This is a genomic window from Flavobacterium panacis, from assembly GCF_024649945.1.
GTDB lineage: Bacteria > Bacteroidota > Bacteroidia > Flavobacteriales > Flavobacteriaceae > Flavobacterium > Flavobacterium panacis.
This window is the reverse complement of record NZ_JANKMS010000001.1, coordinates 270008-286524: the sequence shown is the minus strand read 5'-3', so window position 1 is coordinate 286524 and position 16517 is coordinate 270008. Positions and strand designations below refer to the sequence as shown.

The following is a 16517-nucleotide window of genomic DNA, read 5'->3' as shown; positions in this document are numbered from 1 at the left end:
AAAGTTAGAAGTTCTCTAAAGATTTTCTTTTTTAATCTGCTCAATAAAAAACGCAGTAGGCATTCCTGTTTTGGCTTTAAAAATATTTACAAAGAGCTGCGTACTGCTAAAGCCAGCCTCCTCGGCTAGAGCCTTATTTGTAAATAATCTTACTTTCTTGTCACTTTGCAACAATTCAATCACATAATCTATTCTTAGATCATTAATATATTCTGTAAAAACTTTATCGCGGTAATGACGAATTATATTTGACAAATATCTCGGGTTGGAATTAAAGGCAGATGATAGTTTGGAAAGGTTCATGTCCTTTTCGAGAAACTTTTTTTCTTTTTCAAATTTTTCCAGCTGTTTAAGTATGATTGTGACAGTCTCTGGATTTATATCTAAAATTGCAGGTTTTTCGTTTCTTTGGCGTGGCTTATAAGTCTGTTCTGTTATATGACTTTTGTGCATCAGTTCATCATAATTTTTTTTGTATAATTTTCTGTTTCGATAATATCTGAAAGTTAAAAATAGAAAACTCAAAAACAAAAACGATGTAAATCCGACCAGAACTGAGTAGTTGCTGTTTTTCTTATCAAGCTGCTTTTGGATTTTTTCTTTTTCCAGAAGTAATTCCTGAGTCTGGTATTCCTTGTTTATTTTTCCAACTAGATATTTAAAAGTTTCATTAAGGACACGATCGGCCTTAAGGAGCTGATCTATATAATATAACTGCAGTTTTGGATTATCTTTTGTTTTATAATAGTTGATTAGCAGTTCGTACATTTCTCTTAAATCGGGACGAATATATCCTTTCGTATTAAAGAGGTAATCAACTTTTTTAAAATAGGGAATTGCCATTTCGAATTTTCCAAGCGCCCAATAGTCTTTTCCTATGTAAAAATATCCTACAGATTCATTTCCAAAATCTTTTTTATGTTTTAAATCCTCTATTGAGGATTGGATTTTTTTAATTGATGAGGCATAATCTTTCTTGTAGTATTCATTTATGCCTTCCGAATGAATAAAGTATACCTCCAATTTTTGAATTCCCAGATTTTTGCATTCCTGTAAACCTAAAGTATTTATTTCTGTAACATGTCCATAATTTCCTTGGCGATTATAGCACAGACCCAATGAGTGAAGAGAATTCAGATACGGCTGCGATGAATCCTTTTTAAAGTAAGTAACGCATTGATTCAGAAGAGATATTGCTTCGTCGTAGTATCCAAGATAATATTTGACAAGAGCAATATGATATTTTAATTTGTAGGTTAGATAGTCATCATCTATTCTTGAGATGTAATTATTTGCAATTAAATAATTATCCAAAGCCTGATTATGGCGCTTCAAACTATAGTAAACAATTCCTTTGGTTAAATATGAAGACCCAATAATTGCATTGTCACCGGTCTTTTTTGCAGCGTAGACTATACTGTCTGCATATTTAGAGCGAAATTTTTCTGGAGCTGCATGCATCAAGTTTTGATATCCATTTACAATCTCATTCCAGTTTTCTTCCCGTTTTGCTTTTTGTAGATAAGTGTAGAGATAAACTGCAGTTTTTGAATCATCTGATTCTAATTTCTCAATTCTTTTATCCAGATACTTATAACTCTTATTTTTTAGAGAGTCTGGGATTGGAAAACTGTTTCTTTGGGATATTACAAATTGAGAAAAAAACAACAGAGATAATAGTACGGAATTTGGTTTCATATAAATAAGAAGTTTTGGGAGTTATACTTTAGCAAATTACCGTAGGAAGTAAATATTAAGATAACGATATTCTTACAATATCTTAATTCAAATATAATATAAAGTATTGAATTTTAGTTTTTTAATTGTTGTTTTCTATAGTGTGGATTTTCCGAAAATCCATACCATATTTTCGGAAAACCCATACAGGTTAGGTTGCGGGAGATTTTTTAAGAAGATAGATTTGCCATGAATTCAAAAGCAAAATGTTCGGCATCGTGCCGAATTAAAGTTCTGCTTATCCGGATGAAATGAACTGAGAAGAAATTCTCATTCACTGTTCAAACAATCTTATCATGAAAAATTTATTAATCACTTATTTCTTACTATGTTTTTTGACATCTTGCTCTGATGATTCAGATCCTAATCAAACAAAGCTAAATGGTGTCTTACCTGAAAAATCAACAAGCAGTACAATAACTCCAGAGAACAAATTAAACCCATTTGATAAAAAGGGACTTTTGTACTATAACGCTCTGCAGGATTATCAAGCAGTAAATTCAGTTCCCAATTCAATTGGAGAAATTACTGATCAAGTAAAATTTTTATCCTGTCAGATAGCAAAAAGGAGTAACACCCAAAAAGGCGTAATTACATTTAATGATTCCATTGTTGAAGCTATTATGTCTGATCCAGATAGTAATATGATCAATATAGTACAGAATAGTGCACTTTCTACTAATGCTAAAAGTACTCTCATTAGTTTTCTGCAGGGATTGATTAACCATAGGCAAGTTGATTTTACTGTTTCTTACACTTATATAGTTGATTATGAAAAAACCGTCATTGATGATAATCCTTTTGATGATGATGAAACTGAGACAATCTTAACTGTTACTTCTATTTCTAGATACTCTCTCTATTCAGAATCAGAAAGAAAAGATAAAGATTGGGACCTATCGGCGGGGAACAAACCTGCAAAGAAGTTTTTTTCTACTAATGAGAGTTCAATTATTTCAATAATTGCTTTACTGCGCAATATATTTTGAAAATGTCTCTCTGATTAAACTTGTTCCGCTATGAAACCACGAATTATTCTTTATGTACTGTTGATCATTTTTAATCTTGTAAGCCTTTATTTCATCATAGCCCTTTTTGGCTATGATGAAATAGTTGGTTATCTGATTCACGGAGGCAGGAAAATTATTGATCCGCGAAAGCTGGCTTATTTACTTTTTCTGACGTGCCTTTTAAATCTGTATTTTTTATCACTAATACTAATTGAGAACTCGTTTGAAAATAAGAGCTAAATGCTGTTTTTGTCAATACAATCTAGTAAATCAAAAAAAATGATCAAAGATCTGGTAAATATAAACCTAAATGAGTCTCAGGTCGAAGGTCTGGATGTGCATATAATTAAGAAGTACATTGTCAGAACCTCTTTGGATGAATCTTTTACAACGGAAAATCTATCTATATTGCTTATAAAAGCTGGAACATTTAAAGTTCAGATACAACAGAGCATAGAAGATTTAAGTCCCTGGGATTTACTTGTACTACCTCACAATTCGCTTTGTCAAATACTAGAAGTGCATGAGAAGCTTCAGTTATTCATAATTTCCTTTTCTTCGGATTTTGCTTTCAAAAATTGTCTGAAAAAGGAGCTTGTTGAATCTTTTTATTTCTTTATACGTAATAAGCCAATTAAAATAGCATTAGAAGAAAGGGAGTTTTTAGTGCTCTCACTAGTTTATAAACTTATTTATTTTGTAAGCAGGGATTCTAATAGTAAAGGCATAGATTATGAATTGCAACGTATCAGTTTTAATCTATTTCTTTACGAGTTAAAACTAATCTATTCAAAATATACATTGGATTCCGCAATAAATTTTTCGAGAAAAGAAAGCTTAATAATACAGTTTCTTACCATTTTGTCCATTCACTGCAAAAAGCAGCATTACGTAAATTTTTATGCTGGTGCTTTATTTGTTACTCCCGGACACCTGAATAAAATAGTTAAACAGCTCACAGGTAAAACGGCAAAAGATTTGATAGTTGAAGCTATTATAATTGAAGCTAAGAATCTTTTGGAAGATACCCAATCTAACATTGGCAAAATAGCAGAAGAATTGGAGTTCAGCAGTATTTCAAGTTTCAGTATCTTTTTCAAAAAGCATACTGCGTTTTCACCTACCACGTATCGTTCGAATTCTATCGAGAGATTTAAACATCGTTAGTTTTCGTTGTATTAATTTTTTAAATTAAACAAACTATGATGAATAAAATATATCCTCTAGAATGGTTTGACTCACTTATATCTCAGACATTGAATCCTAATAATACGATACTTGAAAGTCTGCTGCCACAAGATTTTAAAATTATATCTGAACATATTGAAAAAGAATCCAAGATAATTCAAATTTCTTTGAAAAAAGAAATTTTTCTTCTTCGCAGGAAAAGGGAAGTACGGCTTCAGGTTAGAAAGTATCATTCAAATCTTGTTTCCTTTATAGATACTGTTATTGATTATCAAAAAAGATGTTCATTTGTTTGCCGTGAATTAGTTAATGTTCTGGATTTGCTTCAGAATAAACTGGAAGAGCTGCTTCTGCTTATCGAAAATCGATTTTCAGAATATTTAAGCCTCGATGAAAGAGTTCCTATTACATATCTAATGCTCTCAAGAAATGAACTTGAATCCAAATTTAAAATACTTTCAGATAAATTGTTCAATGGTCTCGAAAATAATATCATAAGAATTGTTCTTGAAAATGGGTTTCGTTTTCTCAAATCATTTTCTGGTAAAAAAATTACCTACCGTCAGTTGCTTTATCAAAAGGAATTATTAAAAAGTATTAAAAATATTGACATCAATGAACAGACAAGCTTGTTTTCGAATATAGACAAAGTCCTTATTGGTAGGAATTTTAATAGTACGGAATATATTGAGCATATAATTGAACAAATAAGCAAAGAGGTAGAAGATGAGGAATCGCTAGCTTTGCGGATAAATAGACTGCTTTATTATCAAAAAGAATTTGACAGGATCCATTCAGATGAAAGAATATCGTTCGATCCAAGCCGCAGTAATATCAAATGTGCTTTGGAAAGCTGGTTTAAGCAGGAAATCAATTATCTAGAAAGGAATCTCAAAATAGCATTCCAAACTAATAATGAAGTGGACGCTAGTATAAATTCTTTAACTGTCTCGGATTCTAAAATTGAGTGTGATCTATCAGCCGATCAAATTGCATTGATACTCCGAGCGGCAGATGAATCAAGGATAGTGAAAGCAAGATCAATGAATCATTTTTTTAAGATGATAGTTCCATATTTATCAACCCCTTTTAAAAGAGAACTGTCTTACCAGTCAGTCAGAAGCAAATCGTACAATGCAGAAGACCGAGATAAATTTATCGCAGTCCAAACTCTGGAGAAAATTATAAAAAAAATAAATTCCTATTGAAGGTAAATTCTATTCTGCTTCGGCTTTTAGAAGTAGATTTTGAATTAATACTAAGTAACAAATATTTTCATTTACGACATATAACTAAACTAAATTAATCATGACTCTAATTGCTATATTTTTTCCATGTGTTTCTTTTCTATTAAGAGGAAAGATTTTTACAGCTATAATTTGTTTGATTCTGCAAATTACTTTAATAGGATGGGTGCCGGCTGCGATCTGGGCAGTTGTATCTCTTCAGAACTCTAGAGCCGACAGGCGTAATAATAAATTGATTAAAGCTATGCGAAAGTAAAAATTATATAGCTAGTTAATATAAAGCACAAAGAAAATGATAAAACCTATCATTTTCTTTGTGCTTTTTTTTGTGCTAGTTCCTGTGTTTACTGGGGGTACAAAAAGGTACAACAAAAGTTGTACTTGTAGAAGCTTAGTTTTAACCATTCCTTTGACCTATATAAAAAATCACAAAAAATTTTATTTGTGATTAAATCCAAAGAAAATGTTTAACGATTAATGATGATGCTATGTTTACAAATATTTCATGGAGCAGTTACTTAACTGTTTTAGGTGTGGCGGTAATGATCTGGTATTTTATAATACTATTAAAGTTTTATTACAAAGATCTTTTAAAGCTATTTTCAGGAGAAAAGAAATTCAAGTTTACTTCATTTAAAGATATTACCAAAAGTAAAGTACAAGACTCTGGAGAACATAATTCTTTGTCTTCGGCTTTTTCAGAATCATTCGATACTTTGGAAGATGCCGAAGAACTTTCTGTTCGAATACTTCAGGCAGTGAAAGAGAGTAATGAAAAGAACTTTTCAAAAGAACACTTTCAAAACTATTTAAGGATGGTTCTCGATGAATATCCTTATGTGAAGATTTCTTCACTTAGAGAAAACATCAATAAACTAATGGTAACTGAATCTTCAAAATATTCAAACCTGCTTTTGACTTTAAGTGAGGCTGACAGTCTGTGGGAAGGAAGTGTTTTCTAAAATTCAGCGGAGGAATAATCCCTGTACTCTCTTGTGCGGTATGGCTTTATGTGACAAGGAAAAAGAGCTGCAACAGTGATATTTCTCTGCTTTTTAAATAAGTGTATTGAAAACTTTAAAAATGATGGTCATGAAAAAATGCGGATGGAAATTAAAGGAATTAGATGAAGAGAAAGTATTGTCTTACTGTATACTTGCGTTGTTGTTGGTATATGAAACAAAAATTTATGCCCAAGATGGTGTAGCCGGCATTAATGAAGCGAATCAAAAAGTGAGGAGCTATTTTGATGCAGGTACTGAGCTAATGTATGCTGTAGGCGCAATACTGGGCTTGATAGGCGCAGTAAAGGTTTATCAGAAATGGAATGCCGGTGATCCTGATACCGGCAAGGTTGCTGCTGCTTGGTTTGGAAGTTGTGTCTTTCTGGTTGTAGTGGCTACAGTAATTAAATCCTTCTTTGGGGTTTAAACACAGGACCTTATGAGTAACAGTGTTTACCAGATCAACAAAGGAATTAATCAAAGTATAGAATTTAAAGGCTTAAAAGCTCAGTATATCTGGTATTTGGGAGGAGGCGTTGTATCTCTTATGATCATTTTTGCGATCCTTTATATCATTGGGCTTCCTTCGCTATTATGCGTTGGACTCGTTGGGACTGCTGGTGCTTTTTTAGTTTTTAAAATATACAAAATGAGTAATCAGTACGGAGAATTCGGCATGATGAAGGCACTAGCCAAGAAGCAGATTCCAAAATGTATTAAAGTTTATAGTAGAGGTATTTTTATTAAGATATAGCTATAGAACGTTAATAGTAAAAATGAAGTGGAGATGGAGAAGAGGATGGAAGATTTACTGCCCATTATGGCAGTCGAGCATGATTGTATTTTGTCAAAGCATGGTGATGTTACGGTAGCGTTCAGAGTGGAATTACCTGAGATTTTTACCTTATCGGATCAGGAATATGAGGCTTTTCATCAGTCGTGGATCAAGGCACTAAAGGTATTACCTAAGTATTGTGTTTTTCACAAGCAGGATTGGTTTTTAGAAAAGAGATATAAAGCAGATTTTACAAGTGATGACAGCAGTTTTTTGACAAGAAGCAGTGAAAGATTTTTTAATGAACGGCCTTTTCTGGAGCATACCTGCTATATTATGCTGACAAAAAAACCGCAGGGAAGGAAGAATTCAAGTTCTTTATTTTCTAGTCTTATAAGAAATAAACTGGTACCTGACGAAACTCTGAATAAACAGCTGTTGCAGGATTTTATTGACTGCACCGGACAGTTTAAGAGAATACTGGAAGACAACGGTTTTGTTAAAGTTATCCGTTTGAAAAACAATTCGCTCAAAAGTGAAAATAGAAAAATTGGTCTTGTTGAGCAGTACTGTTTCTTATCAGAGGACGAAGATTCATTTGTCTTTAAGGATATTAAGTTTGATGAAGGTCTTGCGGTAGGAGATAAATACTGCCAGCTATTTACTCTCGGTGACGCCGCTGACCTTCCTGGCCTTTGCGGATCTAGAATCAATTTTGACCGCTATTCTACCGATAAAACTAAATTCAGTGTCGGATTTGCGTCAACTTTAGGGCAGCTTTTGTCGTGCAACCATATTTACAATCAGTACATTTTTATTGAAGATGCACAGAAAACTATCCAAAAACTGGAGAGTAAAAGATTAAGACTTCAATCGCTGTCGGCTTACAGCAGGGAGAATATGATTGCCAGAGATGCCACTAATGATTTCCTGAATGAAGCTGTGTCTCAGCAAAGACTTCCAGTAAAGGCACATTTTAATGTGCTGGCCTGGAGTACTGATAAAGAAGAACTGAAAGATATCAAAAACAAGGTATCGTCAGCACTTGCTCAGATGGATTCAGCAGCCAAACAGGAAACGGTTGGAGCTCCACAGATTTATTGGGCTGGAATACCGGGGAATGAAGCAGATTTTCCAATGAATGATACTTTTGACACTTTCACAGAGCAGGCTGTATGTTTTCTAAACATGGAAACAGGTTACAGGTCTTCTTTAAGTCCAACTGGTATCAGACTTGGAGATCGATTAACGGGCAAACCCGTACATGTGGACATTAGCGATGAGCCTGTAAAAATGGGAATATGTACTAACAGGAATAAGTTTATACTAGGCCCTTCAGGAAGCGGTAAATCTTTTTTTACTAATCACATGGTAAGAAGTTATTATGAGCAGGGTACACATATAGTTCTTGTAGATGTTGGACACAGCTATAAAGGACTCTGCGATATGGTCGGCGGCTATTATTTTACTTATGATGAAAAGAGCCCGATCCGTTTTAATCCTTTCTATATTTCTGAAGGTGATAATCTGGATACTGAGAAAAAGGAAAGTATTAAAACACTGCTTTTGGCTCTGTGGAAAAAAGATGACGAAACCTTTAACCGAAGTGAGTATGTGGCGCTTTCCAATGCTCTTCAGCTATATTATGAAAAGCTAGATAATGACTCTAGTATTTTTCCCTGTTTTGATAGCTTTTATGATTTTTTGAAAAATGATTTTGTAAAGATACTGGAAGATGATAGAGTCAAAGAAAAGGATTTTGATGTAAACAATTTTCTCTATGTACTCCGCCCATATTATAAAGGCGGTGAGTTTGACTATCTGCTTAATGCCACTGAGAATCTGGAACTTTTGAAAGAGCGTTTTATTGTATTCGAATTGGACAATATCAAAGATCATCCAATTTTATTTCCTGTAGTTACTATCATTATAATGGAAGTTTTCATAAGTAAAATGCGCAAACTAAAAGGTGTACGCAAGATGATTTTGATCGAGGAAGCATGGAAAGCCATTGCCAAAGAAGGAATGTCCGAATATATTAAGTACTTATTTAAAACTGTTAGGAAGTTCTTTGGGGAAGCCATTGTAGTCACACAGGAGATAGAAGATATCATTTCTTCACCAGTAGTAAAACAAGCCATTATAAATAACAGCGACTGCAAAATCCTATTGGACCAGAGCAAATATCAAAACAAGTTCGATCAGATACAGGAACTTCTGGGGCTTACAGATAAGGAAAAAGCTCTCGTACTTTCGGTTAATAAAGCGAATGAGCCCGATAAAAAGTATAAAGAAGTATTTATTTCTCTGGGTGGAAGGCTTTCGAAGGTCTATAGGACAGAAGTTTCTTTGGAGGAATATCTGGCTTACACAACTGAGGAAAGCGAGAAGGTAAAAATGAACGCCTATGCTAAAAAGTTTGACGGTGACATAAAAAAAGGCATAGCTGCAATGGCTCAAGATATAAGAGATGGAATTTAAATGAAAAAGAAAATGAAAGCAAAATTAATTACCTGCATGATATGTTTGCTGCTTATCGGCAATCCTGCAAGATCTGCAAATAATACAGTGACGTTGCCCATACTGGAGATCGTTAAAGCAGTTACCAAGAAAGTTATTAAAGCAATTGACCTTCGAATTCAAAAACTGCAAAATAAGACAATCTGGCTTCAGAATGCCCAGAAAAAAGTTGAAAATGTATTGTCTAAATTAAAGTTGGATGAAATTTCTGATTGGACGAAAAAGCAGAAAGATTTATATCAGGGTTATTATGAAGAACTGGCAAAAGTAAAATCTATTATTACTTACTATCAGAGGATAAAAGATATTACAAAGAAGCAGACAAAACTGGTTGAGGAATATGAAAGAGCCTGGAATCTGTTCAAGCAGGATTCTCACTTTAAAGAAAGCGAAATTCAGTATATGGAGCGAGTTTATTCAGGGATTCTAGAGGAGAGTGTTAAGAATATTGACCAGATCTTTTTAATTCTGGATTCTTTTTCAACGCAGATGAGTGACTTAAAAAGATTGGAGATTATAAATAAAGCTGCTGATCAAATTGATTCCACTTATGATGACTTGACACTTTTCAATCAACAGAATATAATGCTTAGTCTTCAAAGAGCTAAAACTGAAACGGAAGTAAATCAGGTCAAACAATTTTACGGAATTCCGTAATAAAATTAAATATCATGAAAAAATTAATCATACTGCTCTTCACGGGATTTCTTTTAAATCAAGGAATTCATGCACAGGCCAAGCAGAGAAAGGAACTGTTGCTGCAGATCGCTGCACTTCAGGTTTACATGGATTATGCTAAAAAAGGATATTCAGCTGTTTCCAAAGGTCTAAATTTCATTGGTGATGTAAAGACAGGAGAAGTTAATCTCCATGGTGATTATTTTACATCGTTATTGAAGATTAATCCGAGGGTAAGAAACTATTATAAAACAGCAGAGATTATCTCCTTGCAATTTAAGATAGTGAAAATGTATAAAAGCACTTATACTAAACTCAAGACTGATGATTTATTTCAGGGAAATGAGCTCGATTATATTGAGCGTTCTTTTGAAAGATTACTAGAAAGCTGCAATGAAACTTTAGACCAGCTTCTGGTTCTTACTACTGATTCAGAACTGGAGCTTAAAGATGACCAAAGGATAGATCGTATAGATGAGCTATACAAAACGATGGTTGGTAATTACGATTTCTGTTTGTCTTTTAGTAATGAAGCAAAGTTACTGTCATTGTCAAAATCTCATGAAAAAAGAAGTGCTGAGTCCACACAAAGTATTTACGGACTTAAAAATTAACGCTATGAAAAGGATATTGATTTTAGTATTTCTGGTTTCTTTTGGATTTATCCCAAGCAGCATGAATGCACAGTCGGCAGAAATCCAGCAGTTGATCTTAAACATTGAAAAACTCTCGCAGTTCAAAAAGATTCTAAGCGATATGAAAAAGGGTTATGAACTGCTTTCGGGAGGTTACAAAACAGTTAAAGATATGTCCGAAGGCAACTTTAATCTTCATAAAAAATTCTTAGATGCCCTTATGCAGGTAAGCCCAACGGTCAAAAATTACAAAAGGATAGCAGATATCGTAAACTATCAAATACTGTTGGTAAAAGAAAGTAAAAAAGGATTGAACAGGTTTTTGAAAAGTGAAAGTTTCAGCCATCAGGAGATCAACTATTTTGAGAAAGTTTATGGAAACCTTTTGAACCAGAGTTTAAGAAACCTTGATGAACTAACTATGGTAATTACAGCTGATAAGTTAAGAATGTCAGACGATGAAAGGCTTCAAGCAATTGATAATATTTATATGGAGATGCAGGATAAACTTTTGTTTTTGAGAGACTTTAATAAATCATCAAGCATACTGGTACTGCAGAGAGCAAAGGAAAAGAAAGATGTATATGCTTCCAAAGAACTTCTTGATTTAAAAAATTAAAACAATGAACATATATAAATCTTTTAAAACAGTGCTTTTATTAACTGGTGCAATGATAATACCCTTTGCTGCAAGTGCACAGGGACTTGGCGATAATATGCAGAGTATGCACTCGGTTTTAGATCAGCTTTATGATGAGATGATGCCCTTGTGTAGTAATCTTTTGGCTGTAGGGCAGGGGATAGCCGGATTCGGAACGATTTGGTATATAGCTTCGAGAGTATGGAGACATATTGCTAACGCCGAACCCATTGATTTTTATCCGCTATTCAGGCCTTTTGTAATTGGGTTCTGTATTATGATTTTCCCTTCGGTATTAGCGCTACTTAACGGGGTTATGAAACCAACGGTTACAGCAACTGCCGCTATGGTTACAGGTTCCAATAATGCTGTTGCAGTCCTTCTCAAAGAGAAAGAAAAAGCGATAAGAGAGACTGATCCATGGAAAATGTATGTGGGTGTTGCAGGAACTGGGGATAGGGACAAATGGTATAAGTACACCCATGATGAAGATCCGTCCAATGAGAGCATGCTGGCAGGAATCGGCAACGATGTCAAATTTGCAATGGAAAAAGCTTCTTATAACTTTCGAAATTCTGTAAAGGAATTTATGAGTGAAGTACTGAGAGTTTTATTTGAAGCTGCGGCTCTATGTATTGATACGCTCAGGACATTTCAACTCGTGGTGTTGTCTATTTTGGGACCACTTGTATTTGGTATTGCTGTATTTGATGGCTTTCAGCATACACTCACGGTATGGCTGGCAAGATATATCAATATTTACCTGTGGCTTCCTGTTGCCAATATCTTTGGAAGCATCATCGGTAAAATCCAGGAGCTGATGCTGAAGCTGGATCTGTCGCAGGTGCAGGCTACAGGAGACACCTTTTTTAGCAGGACCGATATGTCTTACTTGATTTTTATGATTATCGGAATCATAGGCTATTTTACTGTCCCATCAGTAGCTAATTACATCGTTCATGCAGGTGGAGGCGGAGCCTTAGGACAGAAAGTTACTGGTATGCTTAGCAGTACTACTAATTCAGTTATTACAAAAACCTCGCAAGGCGCTGGTATGGTAATGGACTCAATGGGAAATGCTGCAGGCCAAATGTCACAAAGTATGTCCTCATCAGCTGGTAATACTCCGTATTTTAAAGAGAAAGGAAATTACATGAACAACAAGCTTAAAGGAAATTCAGAGTAACCTAAAAAGATAAAAGATGTTTACTAAAATGAAAAATATAGATACTGCATTCCGATATGTGAGAGGATTTACAATGCTGGTAATTGTAGGATGTATTATTATCTGCTGTTACACGCTTTATAAGAGCTTTGAGTCTGTAGCTCTGATGCAGGATAAGGTTTATATTCTTGCCAATGGGAAAGCTATGGAAGCATATGCATCAGATAGAAGAGATAATGTACCTGTGGAAGCAAGAGATCATGTAAAAACATTTCATAAATTTTTCTTTACCCTTGATCCTGATGATAAAGTAATTAAAACCAATGTTACAAAAGCTCTTTATCTGGCTGATGACAGTGCAAAGCGAATTTATGATGATCTAAAAGAGAATGGTTTCTACTCTGGAATCATTTCAGGAAATATAAGCCAAACAATTCAGATCGACAGTATAACTATAGACACTAAAGAATATCCGTACCGCTTTCAATGCTATGCCAAACAAAGCATAATAAGGACTACCAGTATCTTAAAAAGAAGCCTTATAACCCAAGGAGGTCTGCGAAATGTATCGAGAAGCGACAACAATCCACATGGTTTTTTAATCGAACGATGGAATACCATCGAAAACAAAGATTTAACTGTTGAAAATAGAAAATAGACAGTTATGAAACCATTGATTAAAAAGCGAGAAGAGCCATTTATTTACAATAAGTATTACTTATCTGCACAAGATAAGTGGGTGCAAAAAATGGAATCTTTAACGGGCAGACTTTCTAAAAGAGCCATTATTTATCTGCTGGTTCTGTTTACTGTTTTGGAGGGAGGGTATTTTCTCTATAACATTTACGCGGCGTTCTCAAAGAAAAATTCTGAAATAAATAAAAATCCGGCAGCTATTTCAAAAATTAAAACAATCAATTTTAAAAAGTAATGTCATGCAGCAAAAAATAATATCACTCAAAGAATCTAAAAGAAGAAAAATGCTTTTAGTTCTGCCTCTTATAACACTTCCTTTTATAACCATATTATTCTACATTTTAGGTGGTGGAAGAATGGAAGCAGAAACGGCCAAAAGAGAAATCAAAAAGGGATTTAACTTTAATCTTCCCATTCCTAAATTTAAAGAAGATTCATCACTCGATAAAATGAGTTACTACGACCAAGCGGCAGTAGATTCGATCAAATTGCTGGAACAAATAAAAAAAGACCCTAATTACTCAAATCAAAAAATAGCAGAAGGATCAATAGATGATTTTACGGATAATAATTTAGTAAGAGCACATAGTGTATTTAATACATCCTCTTATCAAGATGCAAACGAACAGAAAGTTTATCAAAAACTTAAAGCACTTCAAAAAGTAATCAGCCAGCCTGCTGTCCCTGATAATTATGGTCAGGATATGAGTGAGTTTGAAAACTATGGATCATCAAAAGGTGAATCAGATGCGATAAAAAACTTAGAGCAAATGATGTCACAAATAGGCACTTCGCAAGAACCTGATCCAGAACTAAAACAACTCGGCGGTATGCTTGAAAACATTCTTGATATTCAGCATCCATCACGTGTACAGGAAAAGTTAAAGCAAGCTTCAGAAATAAACAAAGGAAAAGTTTTCACTGTTAGCCATAAAAAAGAAGTAGATAACACTACTTCTCTACAGCAAAATACAGCACCTCCAGATCTCTTAAAATCTAACTCATTTTATTCAGTTGATGAAAACTTAGATTCGGAACAGCAGCAGAATTCAATCGAAGCAATAATACACGAGACACAAACTATTGTAAATGGGTCAATTATAAAATTAAGATTAAAAACTGACGTATTTCTCCAGGGCATACTTATTCCTAAGAACACTTTTTTGTATGGCATTGCATCTTTGAAAGGAGAAAGGCTGGAGGTTAAAATTAATAATATCCAGTATCGAAATTCAATTTTCCCTGTTGAACTCTCTGTTTACGACTTGGATGGAATTGACGGAATCTATATTCCGGGAGCAATAAGCAGGGACGTAGCTAAAACTTCTGCAGACCGCTCTCTTCAAACTTTAGGATTAAATGGAGTTACCGACTCATGGGGTGCGCAGGCTGCAGAGATGGGAATTGAAGCAGCAAAAAGCCTTATGAGCAAAAAGGTAAAACTTATAAAAGTTGTGATAAAGGCTGGATATCAAGTTTTACTCTACGATGAAAAACAAAAGAATTTGAAATAATTAAATCTTGAAAAAATGAAAAATAATAATTGGATGAATTTGGTTTGCCTGCTTTTAAGTATACTGTCGGGTAATGCACAATTGATAAATAGAGTTGTTGATTTCAATCAGGATCAGTTTAAAAACGTGCAGATTGCTTATTCTAAAACAACAAGCATAGTGTTTCCTTATGCGATTAAAAGTATAGATAAGGGAAGTCAGGATATTTTAATGCAAAAGGCGAAAGGAGTAGAAAACATTTTACTGCTGAAAGCTGCTAAGCAGAATTTTATACAGACCAATATTACTGTAGTTACAGCCGACAGCAGGCTATATGTCTTTGTTCTGAATTATGATGAGGTATGCCCAGATTTAAACATTAAGGCTGACAATAGTGCAATAGTAAATAATGATATTTTGTTTTCGCTCGATAATGAAAATCAAAAGAAAATTGAACAGTATTCTAAGCTTGCTTTGTTGAAAAAGAAAAAAATAAGCGGTTTAAAGAGTTCAAGATTTGATATTAATCTTAGTGTGAACGGCATATTTATTCATCAGGATGTTCTTTACATCAGACTTGTTTTAGGTAATACTTCACAGATAAATTACGATATAGACCAGCTTCGTTTTTTTATTCGGGATCAGAGAAAATCTAAACGTACAGCTTCACAGGAAATTGAAATACTTCCGCTTTTTTCAACTTCCAGCTCCATGCTGATTCCAGATAAATCTGAAGTGAATTTAGTCTATGCTTTATCAAAGTTTACTATCCCTGAGAAAAAATACCTCACGATTCAACTTATTGAAAAGAATGGCGGCAGACAATTAGAAATAGACATCAAGAATAATGATCTAATTGATCTTGATGTTCTTAATAGCTTTTAAAACAATAATAACATTAAAATAATTTATCATGAATCAGAAAAATTTAGAATTCCTAAAAGATCAGTTGAAATATACTGGATTTGGAGAAACGTTCGATCAGGATCTGAAAGAAAAGATGCTAAAAGGAGAGACAGAGTTTAAGATTATAAAAGAAGGCATTTATGGAAAAGATGCAATGACTGCCGAGCTGAATTTTAAAAAATCCGACCAAAGTGATCTGTACTTTTTTAATTCTTATCATGTGAATCTTAAAAAAGAAGAATCAAAAGAAGGATTAGAACAGACTTTTTATATTAATAGCAACAGCAGTAATATTACCCTTAAAGAAGCTTATAATTTAATGGAAGGTCGTTCTGTAAATAAAGATCTTAAAACGAAGGAAGGTGAAGTGTATAATTCCTGGCTAAAAATTGACTTTAAGGAATCCGAAAGCAATGGAAACTTTAAAATAAATCATTACCATCAAAATTATGGGTACGATTTGGAAGCAAGTTTAGCAAAACATTCTATAAAGGAACTTGAAACACCTAAATACAAAGAAGATCTTTTAAATTCACTTAAAAAAGGTAATCTTCAGTCCGTAACTTTTGTTGTTAGTGGAGTAGAAAGCAAACAGTATGTAGAGGCAAATCCACAATTTAAAACTGTAAATGTTTACGACGATAATTTACAAAGGATTAATCATCGCGAGAGCAAGGATCAAAAGCAGTCGGAATCAAAAGAAAAGTCAGCATCGAAAGAACAATCCCAGAAGCAGGATAGTGATGATGAACCTGATCAGAGGGAAAAGAAAACTGCTGCCCATAAAAGAAAGGCAGGTAAATCTGTATAGAAATTCTTAACC

Annotated in this window: 18 protein-coding genes; 17 read left to right on the top strand and 1 reads right to left on the bottom strand. The window is 33.9% G+C overall.

The window, feature by feature from the left end; translation table 11 throughout:
- Positions 1-15 precede the first annotated feature (15 nt).
- Positions 16-1698 (bottom strand): AraC family transcriptional regulator, encoded by a 1683-nt coding sequence (locus NQQ59_RS01415; protein ID WP_257698101.1) that lies wholly within the window; start codon positions 1696-1698, stop codon positions 16-18.
- A gap of 335 nt (positions 1699-2033) precedes the next feature.
- On the opposite strand from NQQ59_RS01415, the gene NQQ59_RS01410 reads away from it, so the two are divergent.
- The 17 genes from NQQ59_RS01410 to NQQ59_RS01330 all read left to right on the top strand — a co-directional run bounded on the left by NQQ59_RS01410 (position 2034) and on the right by NQQ59_RS01330 (position 16505).
- Complete coding sequence (locus tag NQQ59_RS01410) at positions 2034-2726, top strand: hypothetical protein (protein ID WP_257698100.1); 693 nt, start codon at positions 2034-2036, stop codon at positions 2724-2726.
- Between the two features lie 300 nt (positions 2727-3026).
- Positions 3027-3914, top strand: coding sequence for a helix-turn-helix domain-containing protein (locus NQQ59_RS01405; protein ID WP_257698099.1), 888 nt, complete (start codon positions 3027-3029; stop codon positions 3912-3914).
- A gap of 35 nt (positions 3915-3949) precedes the next feature.
- Positions 3950-5143 carry a hypothetical protein gene (locus NQQ59_RS01400; RefSeq protein ID WP_257698098.1) on the top strand — a complete coding sequence of 398 codons (1194 nt, stop codon included), beginning with the start codon at positions 3950-3952 and terminating at the stop codon, positions 5141-5143.
- Between the two features lie 100 nt (positions 5144-5243).
- The gene (locus NQQ59_RS01395; RefSeq protein WP_257698097.1) at positions 5244-5438 is read left to right on the top strand and encodes a YqaE/Pmp3 family membrane protein; all 195 of its coding nucleotides are present in this window, start codon (positions 5244-5246) and stop codon (positions 5436-5438) included.
- A 232-nt stretch (positions 5439-5670) separates the two neighbouring features.
- Positions 5671-6144 carry a hypothetical protein gene (locus NQQ59_RS01390; RefSeq protein ID WP_257698096.1) on the top strand — a complete coding sequence of 158 codons (474 nt, stop codon included), beginning with the start codon at positions 5671-5673 and terminating at the stop codon, positions 6142-6144.
- 130 nt (positions 6145-6274) lie between these two features.
- Positions 6275-6613 (top strand): DUF4134 domain-containing protein, encoded by a 339-nt coding sequence (locus NQQ59_RS01385; RefSeq protein WP_257698144.1) that lies wholly within the window; start codon positions 6275-6277, stop codon positions 6611-6613.
- 12 nt (positions 6614-6625) lie between these two features.
- A complete protein-coding gene (locus NQQ59_RS01380) occupies positions 6626-6940 on the top strand; it encodes a DUF4133 domain-containing protein (RefSeq protein WP_257698095.1) in 315 nt (104 codons plus the stop codon).
- A 33-nt stretch (positions 6941-6973) separates the two neighbouring features.
- The gene (locus tag NQQ59_RS01375; RefSeq protein WP_257698094.1) at positions 6974-9442 is read left to right on the top strand and encodes a TraG family conjugative transposon ATPase; all 2469 of its coding nucleotides are present in this window, start codon (positions 6974-6976) and stop codon (positions 9440-9442) included.
- 12 nt (positions 9443-9454) lie between these two features.
- Positions 9455-10138 carry a conjugal transfer protein TraI gene (locus NQQ59_RS01370; RefSeq protein WP_257698093.1) on the top strand — a complete coding sequence of 228 codons (684 nt, stop codon included), beginning with the start codon at positions 9455-9457 and terminating at the stop codon, positions 10136-10138.
- A gap of 14 nt (positions 10139-10152) precedes the next feature.
- Entirely contained in the window at positions 10153-10773 is a 621-nt protein-coding gene (locus NQQ59_RS01365) for a hypothetical protein (RefSeq protein ID WP_257698092.1), read from the top strand.
- Positions 10774-10777: 4 nt separating this feature from the next.
- Positions 10778-11413 carry a TerB family tellurite resistance protein gene (locus tag NQQ59_RS01360; protein WP_257698091.1) on the top strand — a complete coding sequence of 212 codons (636 nt, stop codon included), beginning with the start codon at positions 10778-10780 and terminating at the stop codon, positions 11411-11413.
- Positions 11414-11417: 4 nt separating this feature from the next.
- A complete protein-coding gene (traJ, locus tag NQQ59_RS01355) occupies positions 11418-12620 on the top strand; it encodes a conjugative transposon protein TraJ (RefSeq protein WP_307777117.1) in 1203 nt (400 codons plus the stop codon).
- A 16-nt stretch (positions 12621-12636) separates the two neighbouring features.
- Complete coding sequence (traK, locus tag NQQ59_RS01350) at positions 12637-13257, top strand: conjugative transposon protein TraK (RefSeq protein WP_257698090.1); 621 nt, start codon at positions 12637-12639, stop codon at positions 13255-13257.
- A 6-nt stretch (positions 13258-13263) separates the two neighbouring features.
- The gene (locus NQQ59_RS01345; RefSeq protein WP_257698089.1) at positions 13264-13530 is read left to right on the top strand and encodes a hypothetical protein; all 267 of its coding nucleotides are present in this window, start codon (positions 13264-13266) and stop codon (positions 13528-13530) included.
- A gap of 4 nt (positions 13531-13534) precedes the next feature.
- On the top strand, positions 13535-14809 hold the full coding sequence (gene traM / locus NQQ59_RS01340; protein WP_144212948.1) for a conjugative transposon protein TraM: 1275 nt from the start codon (positions 13535-13537) through the stop codon (positions 14807-14809).
- A 15-nt stretch (positions 14810-14824) separates the two neighbouring features.
- Positions 14825-15673, top strand: a complete 849-nt coding sequence (gene traN / locus NQQ59_RS01335; protein WP_144212946.1) for a conjugative transposon protein TraN — start codon at positions 14825-14827, stop codon at positions 15671-15673.
- Positions 15674-15701: 28 nt separating this feature from the next.
- Positions 15702-16505 carry a hypothetical protein gene (locus NQQ59_RS01330; RefSeq protein WP_257698086.1) on the top strand — a complete coding sequence of 268 codons (804 nt, stop codon included), beginning with the start codon at positions 15702-15704 and terminating at the stop codon, positions 16503-16505.
- Positions 16506-16517: the final 12 nt, after the last annotated feature.